This window comes from Bradyrhizobium ganzhouense (assembly GCF_049949285.1).
GTDB classification, from domain to species: domain Bacteria; phylum Pseudomonadota; class Alphaproteobacteria; order Rhizobiales; family Xanthobacteraceae; genus Bradyrhizobium; species Bradyrhizobium ganzhouense.
Genome location: NZ_CP181318.1, coordinates 5,692,654 through 5,713,932 on the forward strand (window position 1 = coordinate 5,692,654; position 21,279 = coordinate 5,713,932).

Genomic DNA, 21,279 nt, shown 5'->3' on the forward strand with positions numbered 1-21,279 from the left:
AACTATTCGGCAGCCTGCTCCAGCGGCGCGGTGCGCGGCAGAATTATCTGAATGCGCGTGCCCTCGCCCGGCTCGGAATCGAGGTCGAGCCGCCCGCCGAGCCGGTTCGTCACGATGCTGTAGACGATGTGCAGCCCAAGACCGGTGCCACCTTGATCGCGCCGCGTCGTGAAGAACGGATCGAAGGCGCGCCTGCGTACGTCGAGCGACATGCCGCAGCCGTTGTCGGCGACGATGATCTCGACATTGTCCTTGCCGGACTCGCGCACCCGGATGTCGATGATCCCCGGACGTCCGTCCGGGAAAGCGTGCGCCACCGAGTTCAGGAACAGATTGGTCAGCACCTGGCCGTAAGGGCCGGGATAGCTGTTCATGGTCAGGTTGGGCTGGCACTCGACGTTGAGCGTCAGGTTCTGCTTGCGCAGGCCCGGACGCAGGCTCATCACCACCTGCTCGGTGAGGTCGGCGAGGTCGAAGCTGCGCTGATCTGAATAGTTGCGGTCGGCCGCGACTTGCTTGAACGACTGGATCAGCTCGGCGGCGCGGTTGAGATTGGAGACGAGTTGCGAGGACGCGTCGCGGCTGGTGTTGAGATAGTCGTTGAGCGTCGAGCGGCGAAGCCCGCCGCGCTCGACCTCGGCGCTGAATATCGCCGTCTTGCGCTCCAGCGCAGAGGCGACCGTGAGGCTGATACCGACGGGATTGTTGACCTCGTGCGCGACGCCGGCGACCAGGCGTCCGAGGGCTGCGAGCTTTTCCGCCTCGATCAGCGAGGCCTGGGTCTCGCGCAGATTGCGCAGCGCCGTCTCGGCGGCGTCCTTGGCCTTCCGCATCTCCTGCTCGCCGCGCTTGCGCTCGCCGATATCGAGCGCCACGGTGACGATCCGTTCAATCTCGCCCTCGGCATCCAGCAGCGGCAGCTTGTTGACCAGCCATTGCCGCATGTTGCCTGAGGAGTCCTTGTACTCCTCCTCGTAGAAGCCGAGACCCTTTCGCAAGTTCAGCACGCGCTTGTCGTTCTCGTCGGTCTTGGCCGCGCCATAGCGCGACATCAGATCGGCGGTGGTGCGGCCGAGCGCGTCGCCGGGCTCGATGCCGAAGATGCCGGCCATGTAGCGGTTCATCAGCACGTAACGGAGGTCGGGGTCCTTGACGTTGATAACGGCCGGCACAGTGTCGATGACTTGTTGGAGCAGGCGGCGGCCTTCGGCGATGGCGTCTTCCGCGCGCTTCTGGTCCGTGATGTCGCGCAACGTGCCTTCGTAGCGGACGATCCTGCCCTGCTCGTCCCGCACGCCAGTCGCGCTGTCGGAAAGCCAGAGGATGTCGCCGCTGCGCTGGCGCACCTGGTATTCGAACTCGCGCACGATTCCGTCGCGGTGCATCAGCCGCTGGTATTCCTCGCGAGCCTCGGGATGGACGTAGATGGTGTGGGCGATGTCGTTGATGCTATCGATCAGGTGCTGCGGGCTGTCATAGCCCATCATGCGCGCCAGCGCCGGATTGGCGTTGAGGAGGTCGCCGGCCGGCGTCGTCACATAGATGCCGTCGACCGAGCCCTCGAACAGCTTGCGATAGCTTTCTTCGGCCAGCCGCTGCTCGGTGAGCGCGCGCACCGCCGCTTCGCGCGCCGTGTCGGCCTCCTCCAGCGCGCGGCGGAACACCTCTGCCGCGCGCGCGATGTCGCCGATCTCGTTGTCGAGATCGGCCGACGGAATCGAGGTCCTCTTCTCGCCGGCCGCGAGCGCCCGGATCGAGCGCGCGATCTGGGCCAACGGACGCACCGTCCGACGCACCACGAAACCGGCGGCGAGGATGCCGATCAACACCCCCATGCTGCCGAGCACGATGCTCTGCCAGCGTGCCTCGGCAAGCGTCCGGGCAAAATCGCGCGACAGTACATGGCCGCGGCGGTCGCTGACGTCACGGAGCAATTCGGTGACGCGGCCGATCAAACGGCCCTCGGTTCCGAGCACCTCGCGGTCGATATCGGCGATCTGCCGTTCGCGGACGGCGACTGCGATGATGGCATCGGCGTAATTGTTCACGGCCGACTTCAACCGGCTATCTGCGATCTCCATCGTCCGCATGCCCTGCGCGGCCTGTTCGGCAGCGGACGGGTTGCGGGCGAGCAGCCCGAGGGCAATTCGGCTCTGCGCCTCCGACAGGCGGGCGGCGAGATCGCGGTCCCCACTTTCGGAGACCGCCGCATCGAACTGGTCGCGCAGCGGCGGCAGCCCGGCGAGCAACTCCGCACGGCGATCGATCAGGGTCGAGATCCGCTGCAGCCCGCTGCGGTAAGTCGCAAGCCGCTCGGAGACGCCGTCGATCATATCCTGCTGCTCGGGGGCAAGATCGATACGGGTCTTCTTGAGGATGTCGCTCAGGGTCGAGGCGGCCTCGCCCACCTGCTGAAACTGGATGCCGGCGCCGGGATCGGTGACGAAGTCACGCGCGGCGAGCCGCAGGTCGTTCATGCGGCGGTCGATATCTTCGGCGAGATCGCCGACGCTTTGGAGCCGCTGCAGCTCGGCGAAGGTGGCGTCGATATGCCGGATCGCGATCACGCTGGCGGTCGAGGTGACGATGATTACCGCTAGCACCAGAATGAAGCTGCCGAATGTCATCTGGCCGATCGACAGCGAAAACGATCGCTTCGGCAGCGGATTCGGTGGCGTTTCGACGGGCATTGGGGCGGAACCGGACTCCATACACCCCTAATATACGCTGTATCGCCCCTCCGGGGGAACATGCCTCCGCCGGCCGGAACAGGCTGTCTTTCATGATGGTTTAGCGACAGCCGTGCGCCGGGCTGGGATCGTCATGGCGGCAACGCCGAGGACGACGCAGGCCAAACCAATCCAGGCGGTCCGGCTCAGGGTTTCCCCCAGGAACGCGACGCTGATGGCGACTCCGATCGGGACGCGGAGATAGGCCTGGGCGGTGGTGCCGACCGAGCCGAGGGTCTGGATCAGGCGGAAGTAGATCGCGAACGCCGCCGCGGTCGAGAACACCGCGAGCGCCAGCAGCGCCAGGACCGAGCTTAGCGAGGGCGAGAGCGTCCAGGGCTGCTCGAGCACGAGCGAGGCCGGGATCAGCACGGCCGCGCCCGCCAGCAGCGAGCCGGCCGCGGGCGCCACGGGATCGAGGCCCTTGAAGCTCCGGCCGAAGATCGCGGCGCAGGCGTAGCAGACGGTGGCCGCAACGATCGCGGCTTCCGCGACGAGGCCGCTGCCGATGTCGTGGAACGCATCGACGCCGACGATCAGCAGGATGCCGGCCATGCCGGCGACCACGCCGAACAGTTTTCGCGGGGTCGTGGCCTCATGGCGGGTGACGATTGCGGTGAGCAGGAAGGTGAAGATGGGCCCGGCGGAGTTGAGAATGGTGGCAAGCGACGCATCGACATGACGCTCGCCCCAGGCGATCAGGGTCCAGGGGATAACGCTGTTGAGCACAGCCTGGAAGGCGAAGCGCTGCCAGGTCGCGGCGTCCGTCGGCATCTTGATGCCCCTCGCCCACATAACGGCGAGCAGCAGCAGGCCCGCAATCGTGGTGCGCGCGGCGATCAGCGTGACCGGCGGGATGGTGGCGACGCCAAGCTTGATGAAGGTGTAGGAGCCGCCCCAGAGCGTTGCGAGTGCAACCAACAGCGCCAGCTCGGCGGCGATGTTGGTGTCCTGCCGGTTGTCCATGGCGCCCGATCCGTCCTGTTGTCAGCGGACGGACGATACAGCGGCTACGGGCGCGATAGTTCGTCGCGTATCGAAGTGTCCTAGCCGACCGCGCCGACCTCGAACACCTCGCCGTCATAGCCGGCTTCGCGGGGAATGCGGAGCTGACGGCCGGTGTCGGTCTTGGTCATGACCGGCATCACCGTGACGATCGATAGGCCCTTGGCATGATCGAGTGCGGCTTTCACGCTTGGCTGCTTCGCAAGCCGGATCAGGTTGCGCGTGGTCGGGAACGGCAGCTTGAAGCGGCCGCTGTCACCGCCCTCCACCGCCTCGCGTGCCGAGACCCAGATCGAGTCGGTCGACTCCGGTCCGTCATGCGCGCCGAGCTGATCGGGCGGTGCTGCCGCCAGGAAGAACCAGGTGTCGAAACGCTTCGGCATGCCCTCCGGCGTGATCCAGTGCGCGTAAGGCACGAGCGTGTCGAGCGCGAGCTGGAGGTTGTTGTCCGCCAAAATGCTGAGGAAGCTGATCTTGTGCTCGTTGAGCGCGACGCGATGCGCATCAGCGATCTCTCCGGCGCGCTTCGCATCGATCGGCGCCTTCGTCTCCTTCGACCGCGCCAGCAGGATGCCGCTTTCCTCAAAGGTCTCGCGGATCGCAGCGATGCGGAAGCCGCGATCGGATTCGCTCAAGCCCTCGCCGCCCGAATACAGGTCGGCGCGGGCGACAATCTCGTTGTCGCCGGCATCGACGCTGCCGCCGGGAAACACCAGCGCGCCCGAGTTGAACTCGATCTGATGATGGCGGACCATCATGAAGATCTCGACTTCCTTTGCTGCGCCATCGCGCAGCAGGAGGATCGTCGAGGCCGGGCGTGATGCTGATGTCTCGGGCATCCAACTAACCTGCGGCGCTGGATTGCGGGCCGAGATTGGCGCGCTTGTCGACGCGGGCGACGCGCGACAGCAGGTAGTCGACCTCCGCCTTTGCCGCCGGCGTGATGGTCGCGGCGGGCTTGCGCTGGGCGCTGGAGGCGATGATGCCGCGCTTCTGCAGCACATGCTTGCGCACGGCAAGGCCGGCGCCCGGCTGCTGCTCGTAGCGGATCAGCGGCAGATGGGCGTCGAACAAATCATGCGCGGCATCGCGCTTACCGGCCTTGGAGAGGTTCACGACGTCGATCAGAAGCTCTGGGAAGGCGTAGCCGGTCATGGCGCCGTCGGCGCCGCGCTCCATCTCGAAGTCCAAAAAGAGCCCGCCATTGCCGCAGAGGATCGAGAGCGGACGGAGCGCGCCGTCCTTCTGGAAGTTGCGCAGCGTCGAGATCTTTTCGAGGCCCGGCCAGTCCTCGTGCTTGAGCATCACGCAGTTCGCATTGTCCATGACGATCTTGCGGATCACGGCGGGCGTGAAGATCACCGAGAGCGTCAGCGGATAGTCCTGGAGCACCCAGGGCACGTCAGGGCCGATCGCTTCGGCCGCCTGCTTGTAATAGCCGATGATCTGGTCGTCGGTGCGCAAGCTGGGCGGCGGCGCGATCATGACGCCGGCGGCGCCTGCGTCCATCGAGGCCTTCGCCAGCGAGCGCATGGTCGCAAAGCCCGGCGCGGAGACGCCGACGATCACCTGCATCTTCTTGGCGCGCTTGACGAAGCGCACCGCGACCTGCTCGGCCTCGGCGGCGTCGAGCTTCGGCGCCTCGCCGAGGATGCCGAGCACCGTGACGCCGTCGCAGCCGACCTCCTCGTAGAAATCGGTCAGGCGGTCAATCGAGCGCTCGTCGATCCTTCCGTCATCGTGGAACGGCGTCGGCGCGATTGCGAAGGTGCCTTTGGCGTCGGCGGTCAGTTTCATTGGGTCTCTCTGTCCTATCGTTTGTCGTCATTCCGGGATGGCCGTAAGGGGCAGGCCCGGAATGACAGTGTGCCTAGAACCTCCGCGCGCCCATCTTAATCTGCTCCTCGGAGAAGAAGATCTCCTTGGCATGATCTGCAATGTCCCGGGCGTTCCAGCCTGTGTGCGGCGGTTTCCAGCCTTCCATCTCCATCATCCGCATTTCGCGCACGCCGCGAGGCCCGGACACGCCCAGCACCTTGCCGGTCTGGTCGCCCGACAAATCGCTGACCATGTATAGCACGGCTGGCGCGATCCCGTCCGGCCCTAGCGCCGCACCGGGGTTCTCCTTATAGCGGGGCAGGTCTGCGGTCATGCGGGTCAGGGCGCCCGGGGCGAGCGTCCAGATCCGGATGTTGTATTTCCGGCCCTCGATCGCCAGCACGTTGGACAGGCCCCAAATGCCGCCCTTGGCCGCGCCGTAATTGGTCTGGCCGAAATTGCCGATCAGGCCCGATGTCGAGGAGGTGTTGACGATGACGCCGCCACCGTTTTCCCGCATCCAGCGAAACACCGGCATGGTGCAACAGAAGGTGCCCTTCAGGTGCACCTTGATGACCTTGTCCCAGTCGGACTCGCTGGCCTTGGCGAAGGTCTGGTCGCGCAAGATGCCGGCATTGTTGACCAGGATGTCGGCGCGGCCAAAGTGCTTGATGGCGTCGTCGAACACCGACTGGCCGCCTTCCATGGTCGAGATGTCGGCGCCGTTGGCGACCGCCTTGCCGCCCTCCGCCTTGATCGCGTCCACCACGAGCTGCGCCATCGACTTGTCGGCGCCGGAGCCATCGCGGGGCCCGCCGAGATCGTTGACGACGATCGAGGCCCCTTCCCGCGCGAACAGCTTTGCATAGGCTTCACCGAGCCCCCCGCCCGCGCCGGTGATCAGCGCAACCTTGCCGTCGAGTAGTCCCATGGTGGCTTCTCCCTGTTTTTGTTTCTTCCACCTCGCCCCGCTTGCGGGGAGAGGTCGGATCGCCCTTGCGATCCGGGTGAGGGGGTACAGGTCTCAATACCGTCACCGCTCGTGGTGAGAGCCCCTCACCCCGCCCTCTCCCCGCGAGAGCGGGGCGAGGGAGACGACGGCCGTCGCGTGTTGCTAACCCAGCACCGTCTTGCCGTTCTTGATCACGGTGACGCCGCGCGACTTCACCTTGGCTTCGAACGAGATCGTGTTGCCGTCCTTCCAGAGGTCCATCGTCACGGTCTCGCCGGGATAGACCGGCGAAGAGAACCGCGCGACGTGCTGACGGAACGCGCTGGCATCGTAATCGGCATAGGTTTGCAGCACGCCGCGGCAGGTGATGCCGTAGGTGCACATGCCGTGCAGGATCGGGCGCGGGAAGCCGGCCTTCTTTGCAAACTCCGGATCGGAGTGCAGCGGATTGCGGTCGCCGCAGAGGCGATAGACCAGCGCCTGATCAGGACGCGTGACGATGTCGATGGTCCTGTCGGGCGCGCGCGAGGGGATCTTGTGCGCATCGGGCTGGGTCAGGTTCGGCCCGCCAAAGCCGCCGTCGCCACGGGCGAAGCGCGAGGCGACGAGCGTGGCGAGCTTCTCGCCCTTCTCGTTCTTGAGCACGGTCTGGTGGCTGATGACGACGCCCTTGTCCTTGCCCTTGTCGTAGACTTCGACCACGGAGGAGTCGGCGGTGATGTTGGCGGCGACCGGCAGCGGCTGGTGGAAGGTGATGTCGCGCTCGCCGTCGACCACCATCACGCGATTGAGATTCATCTCGCCCGGCCCCGAGCCCCACGCCGCGACGGACGCGAAGGTCGGCACCACTTTCAGCGGCCGCGGCGTGAACGTGCCCTCATTGACGAAGGCGAGCTCGTTCTCGTCCATCGGATCAGCGCCAAGGCCGATGCCGTAGGCATAGAGCATCACCTCGCGATCGCTGTAGGAATATTTCTGACCGATGTTTTTCAGGCCTTTGAGTTCTTCGTATCTGGCGGACATTTTGTTTGTTTCCTCCGGAATTTCACCGGCGCTCATTGATGCGCCCTCTCTCCTTGTGGGAGAGGGCTACGAGGTGCCGGCCACATACGCGTTTGGGTGAGGGGTTGCTTGCGCGTCGAAAACTCTCTCTGCGGAGAGATACCCCTCATCCGGCGCTTCGCGCCACCTTCCCCCACAAGGGGGGAAGGGAAGAATTTTAGGCCGGTGTGAAAAACGGCAGCGGTGCGCCATCGGTTGGCTTGAACACCACCTTTACCTTCTGGCCGATCTTCAGCTTCTCCAGATCGCAGTCGACGAAATTGGTCTGCACCGACGGTCCCTCCTTCAGCGTGACGTAGCCGATGGCATAAGGACCGGTCGGCGACTTCCGCATCAGGCTCCAAGTGTAGATCGTGCCCTCGCCCGACGCCTCCTCCCACACCGTCTTGTCGGAGTAGCAGAACGGGCAGATCGAGCGCGGGAAGTAATGCGCTTCGCCGCAGGCCGTGCAGCGCTTGATCATGAACTTGCCCTGCTTGGCCGCGTCCCAGAACGCGGCGGTCTCGGGGTTGGTGATCGGGGCGGGATATTTCTTGGCTTCACTCATCACACGCGCTCCAGAATGGCCGTCGAGGCGGCGTGGCGAACGCCCAGAAGGCCGCCGGTGCCGTGGGCGATGGCGAGATCGCAATTCTTGACCTGCACCTTCGGATGCGCCTCGCCGCGCAGCTGCCGGACTGCCTCGATGATCTTGGTCATGCCGCCACGGTTGACAGGATGGTTGCTGCAGAGGCCGCCGCCATCGGTGTTGAACGGCAGCTTGCCGACGCCCGAGATCAGATTGCCGTCGGCAACGAACTTGCCGCCCTCGCCCTTCTTGCAGAAGCCGAGGTCCTCGAGCTGCATCAGCACGGTGATGGTGAAGCTGTCATAGATCGAGGCGTACTTGATGTCCTTCGGCGTGATGCCGGCTTCCTCGAACGCGCGCGGGCCGGACCAGATGCCGGCGGAATAAGTGAGATCGAGATCCTTGCCGCCACGCGGCCCCTTCATCGCCTCGCCGTGCCCGATCAGCTTGACCAGCGGCTTCTTCAGGCTCTTGGCGATTTCGGGCGTCGTCACGATTAGCGCGCCGCCGCCGTCGGAGACGACGCAGCAATCCATGCGATGCAGGGGATCGGAGATCATCGGCGAGTTCAAGACGTCCTCGACGGTGACGACATCCTTGAGCATCGCATGCGGATTGTATTGCGCGTGATGCGAAGCCGCGACCTTGATCCAGGCGAGCTGCTCGCTGGTGGTGCCATAGTCGTGCATATGGCGCATGGCACACATGCCATAGGCATTGTGCGTGGTCGCGCCGTAAGCGGACTCGAAATCGGCTTCGGCGCCTGCCGCACGCGGCGGCATCACGCCGGTGCGCGGCTTGCCCGCGAGCGTGATCAGCGCGATCGAGCACTTGCCCGCCGCGATGGCTTCCGCGGCGTGGCCGAGATGGATGATGTAGGAACAGCCGCCGGTCTCGGTGGAATCGACGTGACGGAGCTTTTTGGTGTTCAGGCCGAGATAATCGACCATCGGCCAGGCGCCGCCGGGCGCATCGCCCGCGCAGAAATAGCCGTCGACATCGTCCTTGCTGAGCCCGGCATCCTCGATCGCGCCCTTCGCGACCTCGGCGTGAAGCTGGGCGGTGGATTTGTCCGGCGCATGCCGGGTCGGGTGTTCGTAGATCCCGGCAATGTAGGCCTTGCCCTTGATGGTCAAAACAGAGGTCTCCGCTCGCGTTTCTTCTTGGCTCTTTTTTCTGAACCGCGGGGACTTGATTGGCAAGCGCGGAAATATTCCGTCGGGCGAGAGGGTAGCGGGTTGGCGCAAGTGGTTTGCGAGACCCGTCATCCTGAGGTGCGAGCCATGCGGCGCAACGCGCCGCGTGGAGAGCCTCGAAGGATGAGCGGCCACGCTGCTTCGGCATACTCCCCGCAGCAACAGCCGGGCCGTCGCCCTTCGAGGCTCGCCGAAGAGGCGAGCACCTCAGGGTGACGGTCAGATACTGAGACCGCTCCACGACGGCCAAAACCCTAGGGGTGTTTTGCCCGACGGCGCAAGCAATCTTTCGTTTTATCGGAAGCCGCCTGCTTTCGCGAAAACAACCCCATGCACAGTAGAACGGTGATTGATTTCAAACAGGAAATCGGAGGGTGGGCAAAGCGAGGCGTGCGCGCCACTTGTGCCTCACCCGCGAGATGGTGGGCACGGCGCTACGCGCCTTTGCCCACCCGGGACTTCGCTACTCGGCTGCGATCTGCCTCGGGGCTGGCGGCGGGCTCGCAAGATCGGCGGCGAGCTGGGCGTAGCGGGCTTTAGCGTCGGCGACTGCCTTCTCCTTCACCGGGCCGTAGCCGCGGATGCGGTCGGGCAGCGAGAGCAATTCGACCGACGTGTCGATCGTGACCGGCGACAACAGGCCGAGCACTGTGGCGACGTCCTTCTCGTAGCCGACGATCAAATCGCGCTCGAGCTTGCGGTCGGCGCTGCGGCCGAAGATGTCGAGCGGGGTACCACGCAGGAACTTGAATTTTGCCAGCACGCCGAACGCCTTCAGCATCCACGGGCCGAAAGCGCGCTTCTTCGGGCGGCCCAGCGCATCGACGCCTCGGCTCAAAATCGGCGGGGCCAGGTTGAAGCTGAACTTGAAGTCGCCCTCGAACTGGTCACGGAGCTGCTTTTCGAAGCCGCCGTCGGTGAAGAGCCGCGCGACCTCGTATTCGTCCTTGTAGGCCAGCAGCTTTGCGTAGTTGATCGCAACCGCGCGCGGCAGCGCATCGCCATAGCTGCCCTTCGCCGCGGCGTCGCGGACCTGGTCGACCAGCTTGCGATAGCGCTTTGCCAGGCGGCCGTTCTGATAGGCGGTGAGATGCCTGCTACGGTGCTCGATCACTTCGTCGAGCGTCATTGCATCCAGCGTCTTGGGTGCTGCGACCTCTTCCGTCCCCTTCAGCATGTCGGCGAGACGCGCGGGGTCTGCGACCGCGAGGCGGCCGAGGCGGAAGGCTTCCTTGTTCATCTTGATCGAGACGCCGTTGACCTCGATCGCCTGCTCGATCGACTCCGCCGACAGCGGGAATAGCCCCTTCTGATAGGCGTAGCCCATCATCATCATGTTGGTGGCGATGCTGTCGCCGAGCAACTGCTCGGCCGGCTTGGTGAAATCGAAGAAGACGGAGTCCTTGTGCAGCGCCGTCTCCAAAAGTCCGTTCAGCTTGCGGGTCTGGAAGTTGAAGTCGCGGTTGAGGACGAAGTCGGCGGTGGGGATGACGTGGCTGTTGATGATGCCGCGGGTACGGGTGGTGTCACACAGCGAGATCGTGTCCTTGGCCACCGCGACGACCTCGTCCGCGGCGAGCACCAGATCAGCGGTGCCGGTGACGATGCGCGAGCAGGTCACCTCCGCCGGATGATCCGAGAGGCGGACATGGCTGAGCACCGCGCCGCCCTTCTGCGCAAGGCCGGACATGTCGAGGATCATCGAGGCCTTGCCCTCGATGTGGGCGGCCATGCCGAGCAGCGCGCCAATGGTGAGCACACCGGTGCCGCCGACACCGCCGACGGCGATGTTGTACGGCTTGTCGAGCGTCGGCCGCGAGGCCGGCTCCGGCAGTGCGCCGATGTCAGCGAGCTCCGCCGGCGCACGGTGGCGCGGCGCCCCGCCGTCGATGGTGACGAAGGACGGACAGAAGCCCTTCACGCAAGAATAGTCCTTGTTGCAGGACGACTGGTTGATGGCGCGCTTGCGGCCGAACTCGGTCTCCAGCGGTTCGACCGAGATGCAGTTCGACTGCACCGAGCAGTCGCCGCAGCCTTCGCAGACAGCGGGGTTGATCATGACGCGGCGCGCCGGATCTTCCATCAGGCCGCGCTTGCGGCGGCGGCGCTTCTCGGCGGCGCAGGTCTGCACGAAGACGATGGCGGATGTGCCCTTGAACTCGCGGCACATCTTCATGACGTTGTCGAGCTCGTCGCGGTGATATTTCTTCACCCCGGGCGCGATGGTGTCGGCCGGATAGGTGTCGGGCGCCTCCGAGACCAGATAGATCTCGCGAATGCCTTCGGCGTGGAGCTGGAAGGTGATCTGCTGCGGCGAGAGATCGCCGTCGTGACGCTGGCCGCCGGTCATGGCAACGGCGTCGTTGTAGAGGATCTTGTAGGTGATGTTGGTCTTGGAGGCGACCGCCTGGCGGATGGCGAGAAGGCCAGAGTGGAAATAGGTGCCGTCACCGAGGTTCGCAAAAATGTGGTTCTCGTTGGTGAAGGGCGCGATACCGACCCAGGGCACGCCCTCGCCGCCCATATGGGTGAAGGTCTCGGTCGAGCGGTCCATCCACAGCGCCATGAAGTGACAGCCGATGCCGGCCATGGCGCGGCTGCCTTCGGGGACTTTCGTTGAGGTGTTGTGGGGACAGCCGGAGCAGAAATACGGGGTTCGGGAGACGGGTGCGACCGCCTGCATCTGGGTCGCCTGGCGGCCGTTGAACCAATCGGCCTTGGCGCGGAGCATCTCCGCAATCTCGGGGTTGAGATCGAGCTTGAGAAGTCGCTCGGTCAGCGAGGTCGCGAGCGAGGCGACGCTGAGCTCGGCGGCGAAGGTCAGGAAGCGCTTGTCGTGCTCGTCCATCTTGCCGACGATGCGCGGGCGGACGTCGTCGCGCCAGTTGAACAGCTCCTGCTTGACCTGGTTCTCGACGATCTCGCGCCGTTCCTCGACGATGAAGATCTCCTCAAGGCCGACCGCGAACTGCCTCACACCTTCCGGCTCGAGTGGCCAGGGCATACCGATCTTGTAGAGCCGAAGGCCGATCTTGGCGGCGACCTGCTCGGTAATCCCGAGCTCGCGCAGCGCCTGGCGGACATCCTCATAGCTCTTGCCCGACGCCATGATGCCGAAGCGGGCGTTCGGCGAATCCATGGTGACGCGGTTGACCTTGTTGGCGCGCGCAAAGGCGATCGCGGCAAAGCCCTTGTAGTCCTGCAGGCGGCGGTCCTGCTCGAAGCGGTCATCGGGCCAGCGCAGATTGAGCCCGCCGGGCGGCAACTCGAAATCCGGGGGGATGATGAAGGGCTTCATCTCGTCGGTGAGATCGATCTCGGCGGTGGTCTCCACCGTCTCCGTGATCACCTTCATGCCGACCCAGCAGCCGGAGTAGCGCGACATCGCGATGCCGAGCAGGCCCATCTCGATCATCTCGTGGATGCTCGAGGGATAGAGATACGGCATCAGCGCCGAGATGAAGGCGTGGTCCGACTGATGCGGAACGGTCGAGGACTTTGCGCCATGGTCGTCGCCGGCAAGGCACAGCACGCCGCCGTTCTTGGCGGAGCCGGCGGCATTGCCGTGGCGGAACACGTCGCCGCAGCGATCGACGCCGGGGCCCTTGCCGTACCAGATGCCGACGACGCCGTCATATTTGGCGCCGGGCGAGAGGTTGAGCTGCTGCGAGCCCCAGACGGCGGTGGCCGCCAGATCCTCGTTCACGCCGGGCTGGAACTTGATGTTGTACTGCTCGAGATGCTTTCGCGCGGCGAAGAGCTGCTGGTCGTAGCCGCCGAGCGGCGAGCCGCGGTAGCCGGAGATGAAGCCCGCGGTGTTCAGCCCCGCGGCACGGTCGCGGCGAATCTGGGCCATGGGCAGGCGGACCAGCGCCTGGATGCCGGTCGTGAAGATATGGCCGGTACCTTGGGTGTATTTTTGATCGAGACTGATCGGACCCTGGTTGATGCCCATTCTTGTCCTCTTCCGCCCTTTTGAGCGTTTGGCTGCTTAAGCCGTTGCCTGCCCGTTGTTTTTAGCTAGGGCGCGCCGACCACCTCCGCCACTCTATGTCGGATATTTAACGCGGCGCATCACAAATCTGGCGCTTCCGCGGCGGCGGGAAAAAAACGCAATTTCATGGCCCGAAAGGCATGGGCGATTTTCAATTTGTGTCACCATAGCCCGGCATCGCGAAACGACGTGACGACCGTATGATGCAATGGGCTGATGAGTCGCAGCAAGAAGGGTCGACGATGCGAGGGATTCTGGCTGGCCTGGTCTTGTGCGGTGCGGTTGCGAGCGCGGCCCTCGCCGCCGAACCGTCGCCCGAACTGATTGCCTACGGCAAGACGCTGGTCGAGGCCGGCGGCTGCGCAGGCTGCCACACCGCCGATCCCGCCAAACCATTTGCGGGGGGCAAGCGCATCGACACGCCGTTTGGCGCGATCTATGCGCCGAACCTGACACCGGACCGCGACACCGGGATCGGCGCCTGGCAGGATGCCGATTTCACGCGCGCGGTACGCTATGGCACCGCGCCGGATGGCTCGCTCTATTACCCGGCCTTCCCCTACCCCTACTTCACCCGGATGACCAAGGACGACACGCTCGCGATCCGCGCCTATCTCGGCACGCTCACGCCGGTCGTCAGCCGCAACAAGCCGCCGGAGCTGCGCTGGCCGCTGAATTATCGCGGCCTGATGCGGGCCTGGAACTTGCTGTTCTTCACACCCGGCCTGTTCGAGCCGGATCAGAGCAGGAGCGCGGCGTGGAACAGAGGCGGCTATCTCGTCACCGGCCTCGGCCATTGCGGCGCCTGCCACACGCCGAAGAACTATTTTGGCGCGGACAAGACCGCGCAGGCCTTGTCCGGCGGCGATCTCGGCAGCTGGTACGCGCCGCGGCTCGATGGCGCGGCGCGCACCGGATTGCAATCGTGGAGTGCTGAGGACATCGCCGAATATCTGCAGAGCGGCCGCAACGCCAAGAGCCATGCCGGCGGGCCAATGGCGGAGGTGATCGTCAATTCGACCTCGAAGATGAGCGACGCCGACGTGCGCGCGATGGCGGAGTACCTGAAGAGCCTGGCGCCGGCGCGCCGCGAGACCATCGTGACACCGCCTGATGCGGCCGAGATGAAAGCGGGCCAGGCCGTCTACGCAAAATTCTGCATCGCCTGCCATGAAGCCGACGGCTCCGGCGCGCCGCGCATCTATCCGCCGCTGCCGGGCAATGCGCTGCTGCAGTCCATCAACCCCTCCTCGACCTTGCGCATCATCCTCGACGGCGCACACACCATGACGACGCCGCGGGCGCCGAACACCGGAGAGATGCCGCCTTATGCCAAGCAATTGTCCGATGACGAGATCGCGGCGGTGACGAACTACATCCGCAACTCCTGGGGCAATGCCGGCCCGCTGGTGACATCCAGGCAAGTGGCGAAGGCGCGCGGGCAGGAGCCGTAATTCCCGCACCGCCACGAGGACGGTGCACTCCCTCGCCCCGTTCTTACGGGGAGAGGGTTGGGGTGAGGGGCTGCTTCGGCGAAAATAGTGACAGTGGGACTCGTGGAGACTCCCCCTCACCCGGATTGCATCTTCGATGCAATCCGACCTCTCCCCGCAAGCGGGGCGAGGTAAGAAAGAGCACTACCGCTCCTCATCTCCCGTGAACACGAACTTCGGCATCTCCCATTTGTAGCGCACCGCGAGCAGGCGGAGGCTGATCCCGAGGATGAAGGTCAAGATCGTCCAGAGCTCGGCGTTGAGGTTGAGCCCGAACGCCGTGGCGTAGAACAGCCCCGTCACCACCGAGACGGTGGCATAGAGTTCAGAGCGAAACAGAAGCGGCACGTCGTTGCAGAGTACATCGCGGAACACGCCCCCGGCGCAGCCCGTCACCATGCCGGAGACGATGACGATCGGCAGCGAGGCATCCATCTGCCAGGCGATGTCGCAGCCCGTCATGGTGAAGACGACGAGGCCGATGGCGTCGAGCACGATGAAAGCAAGCTTGAGCCGGTGCACAAGCCGCGCGAACAGAATGGTGAGAAAGGCCGCGCCGCCGGCGAGCGCGAGATAGATCGGGTTTTGCACCCAGGCCAGCGGATAGTGTCCGAGAAGCAGATCGCGCAGCGTGCCGCCACCGAGCGCGGTGATGCAGCCGAGGAAGCAGACGCCAAGCCAGTCCATGCTGCGGCGGCCGGCAGCGAGCGCAGCCGTCATGCCCTGCGCGGCTACCGCGACCAGCGAGAGTAAATGCAGCACGCTATCGCTCGGTGGCAGGCTCCACATCGCTTTGTTCCCCTCTCCTGCGATGGAACTTACCCGAGACAGTTCCAGCATGAACAGGTTCCCGATTCCTGGCGCGAGGGCAACATGCGACGAAAGCATAACGCGCGCGGAACAGAATCTCGCATCTATGGGTTGTTATGGGGCAATCAACGAGGAGACCCAATCGATGGCTGACGACCGTTTTCCCAACGATCCGTACCGCCCGAACCTCGCCGACGATGAGTACCTTCGCGCGGCGCGCCGGGATGCCGACTTTCAGGTCGATCCCGAGCTGGGCGAAGGCCCCGCCTCCAGCGGCAAGGTCGCGCTGTTCGCCGTGGCTGTCGCCCTGGTGCTGGGCGCCGTGTTCTATGGCTTGAACAACAGCAGCACGGGCAACCAGGCGAGCACTGCGCCGGCGACGCAGACCGCGCAGCAGACGGCTCCGGCCAATCCGGCCGCACCTCCCGGCATGCGTGACGTGACGCCGCGCAACAATGCCGCGCCCGGCGTGACCACGGGTGCTGCGCCGAGCAAGCCGGCCGCTCCGGCTCCGGATATGCCTGCGGCAAAGCCGGATCCGGCTCCGCCGTCTGACGGCGCGAAGTAACACCAGAACTGTCATCGCCCGCCTTGTGCGCAATTGCGCACCGGGGCGGGCGGATGAGAAAGCGGCGGGATCGAAAGATCCCGCCGCTTTGTTTTAATCTAACTGAACATCTTGTTGAGCTCGCCGCCGGGATAACCGCCGGCAAGCTCGCCAAACGTCCCCTTCTCCGCCATCTCCTTCGCCGCGCGCATGAAGCCGCCCCAGGCGGCGCGGGCGAGCGAGCCGCCGACGCTGATGCGGCGCACGCCGAGATCTTCGGCTTCCTTCAACGACAGGCCGGAGCCGCCGATCAGCAGGTTGAACGGTTTTGGATGCACCGCCTTCACAACTGCGGCGATGTCCTCGCGCGTTTTCAGGCCGGGCGCGTAGAGACAATCGGCGCCGGCGTCCGCGTAAGCGGTGAGCCGGTCGATGACGAGCTTGAGATCGGTGACACCCCAGAGGAATGCCTCACAGCGGCCGACGAGCAGCGTGTTGCTGTCGCCGATCGCCTTGCGCGAGGCCTTGATGCGCTCGACCGCCAGCGCGCGATCATAGAGCGGCTTGTCCTTGTCCCCGGTGGAATCCTCGATCGACAGACCCGCGACGCCGGTCCGCACGCCGCGCTCGACATTGTCAGCGACCTTGTCCGGCTCGACCGCAAAACCACCTTCGAAATCCGCATTCACGGGAATGTCGACGGACGAGCTTAGTGCTGCCAGATGCTGACAGACATCCTCGACGGTGACGCGGTTGTCGGCCTTGCCGATGGTCCAGGCAAAGCCCGCGCTCGATGAGGCCAGCGCCTTGAAACCGAGATGCTGCAACGCTTTGGCGCTGCCGACATCGACCGGATTGGGCAGGATGAAGCATCCGCTCTCGTGCATTGTCCTGAACGTTGCGCGCTTGTCAGCAGTTGTCACATGCATGTTTCTCTCCCTTGTTGGCCGCGCAGACATAGGCACGCATTTTCATAACTGCTAGTGCGCGTCGTGCACGGCGCGGCTGTCCTTCGGCGCCTGCTCGCGATCATTCATGCCGTAGTCTCTGATAACGCTGGCAATGCGCAGATGATAGTCGGCGAAGATCTTAGCCCTGCCCTTGGCCTGCGTGCGGCGGTGCTCCATCGTGTTGCGCCAGGCTTGTACTGCCGCCTCATCGCGCCAGAACGACAGCGACAGGATCTTGCCTTTCTCGGTCAGGCTTTCGAACCGCTCGACCGAGATGAAGCCGTCGATGGTTTGCAGGATCGGCTTCAGATCGGCCGCGAGGTCGAAGTAGTCCTGGCGATGCTCCGGCTTGGGCCAGACTTCGAAGATCACGGCGATCATGGGCGGCTCCTTATCATTGGCGGCCTACACTACCACCTTGCGCAGGAAGGTGCGCTCTTCCGCCAAGATGAATTTGTTGTCCTCGGCAAAATGGAAATTCGCCATCCCGTCCGAATCCTGCCGAAGCCGCGCGCGATAGGCCTCGTAGGCGGCGAGGCTCTCGAAGGTGATCAGCGCGAACGCGATGTTGTTGGTGCCCTCATGCGGCATGAAATAGCCGATCAGGTCGCCGCCGCATTTCGGGATGATGGTGAGCCAGCGCTTCGAATACTCCTCGAACTGCGCGCGCTTGAAGGGATCGAGCTGGTAGCGGATGAAGACGGTGATGGACATGATGGACTCCCTGATTTTCCATTGCGAGAAGCGAGCAACGCCGTCGCCGCTGAAGCATCTGGATTGCTTCGCTTCGCTCGCAATGACGTGTTTGCAGCAACATGCTACGCGCTTGCCCGACCACAATGCTTCGGCTACCATCGAAGCATGAAATCAGGACCCGACATCGCCATGGTCGCCGCGCTGGTCGGTGACCCCGCCCGCGCCAACATGCTCACGGCGCTGATGAACGGACGCGCGCTCACGGCAAGCGAGCTCGCGCAGGAGGCCGGCATCACGCCGCAGACCGCGAGCTCGCATTTGGCAAAACTCGAGGCTGGCGGGCTGGTCGAGCCGGAGAAGCAGGGCCGTCACCGCTACTACCGCCTCACCGACGACGACGTCGCCGGCGTGCTCGAGGGACTTGCGGGGCTGGCCGCGCGCACCGGCCACATGCGCGTGCGCACCGGGCCGAAGGATCCGGCGCTGCGGCGCGCGCGGATCTGCTACGACCACCTCGCCGGCGATCTCGGCGTCCAGATGCTGGACTCCCTGCGCGCACGAAACCTGGTCAGGCAGAAGAAGCAGGACATCGAGCTCACCGCCGAAGGCGAGCGTTTTCTCGCCAAGAATCTGCAGATCTCGCCGGAGATGCTCAGCCATCCGCGCCGCCCGGTCTGCAAGGCCTGCCTCGACTGGAGCGAGCGTCGCCACCACCTCGCCGGCACCTTGGGTGCCGCCATGATGCAGCGTTTTGCCGAGCTGAAATGGGCGGCGCGCGACGCCACGCCCGGCAGCCGCGTGGTGAATTTCACCCGCACCGGCGAGAAGCAGTTCGCCGCGCTGTTCGGGAATGGGAAGGACTGATCACACGTTTACGTGTGAACTCTCACCGTCGTCATGGCCGGGCTTGACCCGGCCATCCACGCCTTTATTGCGGCTGTCACGTGGATGCCCGGGACAAGCCCGGGCATGACGGAGACCTTCATGAACCGCATCTTCTCGGCTGCGCTCGCTGCCACCCTCCTTACGACCCCGTTCGCATCCCAAGCCGCCGACACGCCCCAGCGGGAGCCATACGGCATCGCGCTCGAAGGCTTTGCCTATCCCTATCCCGTGCACCTGCTGCCGGTCGTGAACGACGGCGAGCAGCTCAGCATGGCCTATATGGACGTCGCGCCGGCGCAGCCGAACGGCCGCACCGTGGTGCTGCTGCACGGACGCAATTTTCCGTCGAGCTATTGGGCACCTGTCATCAAGATGCTCAACGACGCCGGTTATCGTGTGGTGGTGCCGGACCAGATCGGCTTCGGCAAATCGTCGAAGCCCGTGGGCGAGCTGCATTTCGACACGCTGGCGCGCAACACCATCGCGCTGCTCGATCACTTGGCGATCGACAAGGCAGATGTCGTCGCGCATTCGCTCGGCGGCATGCTCGGCGTGCGGATCGCCCGCGCCTACCCTGATCGCGTCGCGCATCTCGTGCTGACCGCGCCGATCGGCCTGGAAGACTACCGCCTCTACGTGCCGCCGACGCCGACCGAGAAGATTATCGAAACCGAGGACAAGCTCACCGCCGACGGCTATCGCAAGCAGCTCCAGACCAATTACGCGATCAAGCTGCTGCCCGACGCGATCACGCCGTTCATCGATGCCCGCTTCAACATCAAGGGCAGCCCCGATTATCCGCGCTGGCTGCGCGCCTTCGTCTCATCCGGCCAGATGATCTATCGCGAGCCGGTCGCGCACGAGATTCCGCTCATCACCGAGCCAACGCTGTTCATCATGGGCGCCGATGACCACAACGCGCCAGGCCGGCCGAATGCGCCGGAGGCGCTGCGGCCCAAGATGGGGCAGAACGCCGAGCTGGCAAAAGCGTTCGCGGCGAAGATGCCGAATGCGCGGGCTGAAGTCATTCCGGATACAGGCCACCTCGTCTTCCTGGAGGCACCGGAGAAGTACAAGGAGTTGGTGCTGGGCTTTCTCGGCCACTAAAGCGTTTTCAAGCGAAGTGGGTACCGGTTCGCGTCAAGAAAACGCGTCAAACAAGAACCTAGAGCCCTGTCCCGATTCATCGGGACGGGGCTCTAGCGTCATCGCTGTCGCCTGAAGCCGTATGCGGGGAATGTTCATGCCGCATTCAGGTCATGATTGGCAGGTTTGGATCGCAAAGTGTCGGCACATGTCGGTCCAAATTTAATGTGTCAAATCATGTCTTTTGATTCATTGTGCGCCGCAAGCGCCAAGCCCTCTCCAGAAACTTGCCCCCAAAAGACTTGCCCCCAAAGACCTGCCCCAAGGACGAGAAGGAAGATCCAATGAAATATCTGTTTGCCGCCGTGATGCTCGCCAGCGCGGTCGTCGGCTTCAGCGAGGCGGCCAGCGCCGCCGGTGGTTGCGGCCCGGGCTGGTACCGCGGCCCCTATGGCGGCTGCCGTCCGATGCGTGGTCCGGTCGTCGTGGCTCCCGGCCCGGTCGTGGTCGCCCCGCCGGTCGTCGTCGTGCGTCCGCGCGTGTGCCCCTACGGCTTCCGCTGGTACGCCGGCCGCTGCCGTCCGTTCTGATTTCTCGCATTTGCGAACTGGCCGCGCAGGATCAATCTGCGCGGCCATTTTCGTTGAGAGGCTTGACCAATCGCAAAAAGGGGATCGCAATCGCGATCCCCTTTTTTCATTCCAAGGCGCGCGGCGTTACCAATGACGCCAGTGGCGGCGGTGCCAGCGACGGCGCCAACCCCAATGACGATGGCGCCAACCCCAGTGACGGTGATGCCAATGGCCGTGTCCCCAGCGCACCTGCTCAGGCTTCATCTGAACGATCTCCTCGCTGCTGGTGACAGCCGGACGGATATCGGCGTTGGCACCGGGCGTGCCGGCCGGACCATTGAGCGCTTGCGGCGCCAGCGGCGCGGCCTGTGCGGCGGCGGTGAACGCGGCCGCACCGGCCGCGACGCCGATCGCGAGTTTGAGAAAATTGCGACGTTCCATGACATCTTCCTCTCGGGCAAGCGTTGCATGATGCGGAGGAAGTGTCGGGCTCGCGACATGAACTGCCGCTGAATCTCACGTTCAGGTTCATTGCAATGCTGTCAGGGAGGTGCGCTACTTCGCAAACTCCTGCGCCAGCACAAGCGTCTCGCGCGAGCGCTTCACCTCGGGCCAGTCGCGGTTGAAATCGGCGACGAGCTTTGTCAGCGCGTCGCCCTTCAGCATCGCGGCCAGCTTCTCCTCGTCATCGAACTGATACATCGCCTGGTGCAGCGAGGGATCGTCCAGGCTCCAGAACCGCCAGGCCTTGGCTACGCCGAACGCTTTCACCGCGTCAGGCACGTGCTCGGTCTCGTACCATGTGTCGAAGGCGGCGCGCTTTTCGGCATCGGTGACGATGGCGCGGACGACGAAGTAGGCGGCAGGCATCGGATTTCCTCCTGTTGTTTGGCCGCAGCATAGCTGGTTATAGTGG

The 21,279-nt window shown here is 64.5% G+C and carries 20 protein-coding genes; 5 read left to right on the forward strand and 15 right to left on the reverse strand.

The window, feature by feature from the left end:
* Window positions 1–2: 2 nt before the first annotated feature.
* The 9 genes from ACLFLU_RS26190 to ACLFLU_RS26230 form a co-directional block, all read right to left on the reverse strand.
* A complete protein-coding gene (locus tag ACLFLU_RS26190) occupies window positions 3–2,690 on the reverse strand; it encodes a PAS domain S-box protein (RefSeq protein WP_426407692.1) in 2,688 nt (895 codons plus the stop codon).
* Window positions 2,691–2,780: 90 nt separating this feature from the next.
* Window positions 2,781–3,695 carry a DMT family transporter gene (locus ACLFLU_RS26195; RefSeq protein WP_426407693.1) on the reverse strand — a complete coding sequence of 305 codons (915 nt, stop codon included), beginning with the start codon at window positions 3,693–3,695 and terminating at the stop codon, window positions 2,781–2,783.
* A gap of 80 nt (window positions 3,696–3,775) precedes the next feature.
* The gene (locus tag ACLFLU_RS26200) at window positions 3,776–4,573 is read right to left on the reverse strand and encodes an NUDIX hydrolase (RefSeq protein WP_426407694.1); all 798 of its coding nucleotides are present in this window, start codon (window positions 4,571–4,573) and stop codon (window positions 3,776–3,778) included.
* Window positions 4,574–4,577: 4 nt separating this feature from the next.
* Complete coding sequence (locus ACLFLU_RS26205) at window positions 4,578–5,531, reverse strand: dihydrodipicolinate synthase family protein (protein WP_426407695.1); 954 nt, start codon at window positions 5,529–5,531, stop codon at window positions 4,578–4,580.
* 73 nt (window positions 5,532–5,604) lie between these two features.
* Window positions 5,605–6,483 carry an SDR family oxidoreductase gene (locus tag ACLFLU_RS26210; RefSeq protein WP_426407696.1) on the reverse strand — a complete coding sequence of 293 codons (879 nt, stop codon included), beginning with the start codon at window positions 6,481–6,483 and terminating at the stop codon, window positions 5,605–5,607.
* Between the two features lie 183 nt (window positions 6,484–6,666).
* Window positions 6,667–7,527 carry a MaoC/PaaZ C-terminal domain-containing protein gene (locus ACLFLU_RS26215; protein WP_426407697.1) on the reverse strand — a complete coding sequence of 287 codons (861 nt, stop codon included), beginning with the start codon at window positions 7,525–7,527 and terminating at the stop codon, window positions 6,667–6,669.
* Between the two features lie 196 nt (window positions 7,528–7,723).
* The gene (locus ACLFLU_RS26220; protein ID WP_426407698.1) at window positions 7,724–8,113 is read right to left on the reverse strand and encodes a Zn-ribbon domain-containing OB-fold protein; all 390 of its coding nucleotides are present in this window, start codon (window positions 8,111–8,113) and stop codon (window positions 7,724–7,726) included.
* The gene (locus tag ACLFLU_RS26225; RefSeq protein WP_253571758.1) at window positions 8,113–9,270 is read right to left on the reverse strand and encodes a thiolase domain-containing protein; all 1,158 of its coding nucleotides are present in this window, start codon (window positions 9,268–9,270) and stop codon (window positions 8,113–8,115) included. The genes ACLFLU_RS26220 and ACLFLU_RS26225 overlap by 1 nt, the downstream gene beginning before the upstream one ends.
* 523 nt (window positions 9,271–9,793) lie before the next feature.
* Complete coding sequence (locus tag ACLFLU_RS26230) at window positions 9,794–13,285, reverse strand: indolepyruvate ferredoxin oxidoreductase family protein (RefSeq protein ID WP_426407699.1); 3,492 nt, start codon at window positions 13,283–13,285, stop codon at window positions 9,794–9,796.
* A gap of 281 nt (window positions 13,286–13,566) precedes the next feature.
* Between ACLFLU_RS26230 and ACLFLU_RS26235 the strand changes: the two genes are divergently transcribed.
* Window positions 13,567–14,778 (forward strand): c-type cytochrome, encoded by a 1,212-nt coding sequence (locus ACLFLU_RS26235; RefSeq protein WP_426407700.1) that lies wholly within the window; start codon window positions 13,567–13,569, stop codon window positions 14,776–14,778.
* Between the two features lie 183 nt (window positions 14,779–14,961).
* On the opposite strand, the gene ACLFLU_RS26240 is transcribed toward ACLFLU_RS26235, so the two are convergent.
* The gene (locus tag ACLFLU_RS26240) at window positions 14,962–15,606 is read right to left on the reverse strand and encodes a trimeric intracellular cation channel family protein (protein ID WP_426407701.1); all 645 of its coding nucleotides are present in this window, start codon (window positions 15,604–15,606) and stop codon (window positions 14,962–14,964) included.
* Window positions 15,607–15,772: 166 nt separating this feature from the next.
* Here ACLFLU_RS26240 and ACLFLU_RS26245 point away from each other — a divergent pair, with 166 nt between their 5' ends.
* Window positions 15,773–16,195 (forward strand): hypothetical protein, encoded by a 423-nt coding sequence (locus tag ACLFLU_RS26245; protein WP_426407702.1) that lies wholly within the window; start codon window positions 15,773–15,775, stop codon window positions 16,193–16,195.
* Between the two features lie 98 nt (window positions 16,196–16,293).
* Here the strand turns inward: ACLFLU_RS26245 and ACLFLU_RS26250 are convergent, their stop codons facing one another.
* From ACLFLU_RS26250 to ACLFLU_RS26260, 3 genes are read right to left on the reverse strand one after another with little or no spacing between them, the layout of a single operon-like run.
* The gene (locus ACLFLU_RS26250; protein WP_426407703.1) at window positions 16,294–17,103 is read right to left on the reverse strand and encodes an isocitrate lyase/PEP mutase family protein; all 810 of its coding nucleotides are present in this window, start codon (window positions 17,101–17,103) and stop codon (window positions 16,294–16,296) included.
* 51 nt (window positions 17,104–17,154) lie between these two features.
* Window positions 17,155–17,505: an antibiotic biosynthesis monooxygenase family protein gene (locus ACLFLU_RS26255; RefSeq protein WP_354240546.1), complete on the reverse strand. Its 351-nt coding sequence runs from the start codon at window positions 17,503–17,505 to the stop codon at window positions 17,155–17,157.
* 24 nt (window positions 17,506–17,529) lie between these two features.
* Complete coding sequence (locus ACLFLU_RS26260) at window positions 17,530–17,838, reverse strand: NIPSNAP family protein (protein WP_426407704.1); 309 nt, start codon at window positions 17,836–17,838, stop codon at window positions 17,530–17,532.
* A 147-nt stretch (window positions 17,839–17,985) separates the two neighbouring features.
* Here ACLFLU_RS26260 and ACLFLU_RS26265 point away from each other — a divergent pair, with 147 nt between their 5' ends.
* From ACLFLU_RS26265 to ACLFLU_RS26275, 3 genes are all read left to right on the forward strand, one after another.
* Window positions 17,986–18,684 carry an ArsR/SmtB family transcription factor gene (locus ACLFLU_RS26265; RefSeq protein WP_426407705.1) on the forward strand — a complete coding sequence of 233 codons (699 nt, stop codon included), beginning with the start codon at window positions 17,986–17,988 and terminating at the stop codon, window positions 18,682–18,684.
* Window positions 18,685–18,804: 120 nt separating this feature from the next.
* A complete protein-coding gene (locus tag ACLFLU_RS26270; RefSeq protein WP_426407706.1) occupies window positions 18,805–19,812 on the forward strand; it encodes an alpha/beta fold hydrolase in 1,008 nt (335 codons plus the stop codon).
* Between the two features lie 323 nt (window positions 19,813–20,135).
* Window positions 20,136–20,381 (forward strand): GCG_CRPN prefix-to-repeats domain-containing protein, encoded by a 246-nt coding sequence (locus ACLFLU_RS26275; protein ID WP_128966804.1) that lies wholly within the window; start codon window positions 20,136–20,138, stop codon window positions 20,379–20,381.
* Window positions 20,382–20,507: 126 nt separating this feature from the next.
* Here ACLFLU_RS26275 and ACLFLU_RS26280 read toward each other — a convergent pair whose 3' ends face one another.
* Together ACLFLU_RS26280 and ACLFLU_RS26285 are read right to left on the reverse strand one after the other, a co-directional pair.
* Window positions 20,508–20,804 (reverse strand): twin-arginine translocation signal domain-containing protein, encoded by a 297-nt coding sequence (locus ACLFLU_RS26280; protein ID WP_426407707.1) that lies wholly within the window; start codon window positions 20,802–20,804, stop codon window positions 20,508–20,510.
* Window positions 20,805–20,918: 114 nt separating this feature from the next.
* Window positions 20,919–21,233 carry a hypothetical protein gene (locus ACLFLU_RS26285; protein WP_426407708.1) on the reverse strand — a complete coding sequence of 105 codons (315 nt, stop codon included), beginning with the start codon at window positions 21,231–21,233 and terminating at the stop codon, window positions 20,919–20,921.
* Between the last annotated feature and the right edge of the window lie 46 nt (window positions 21,234–21,279).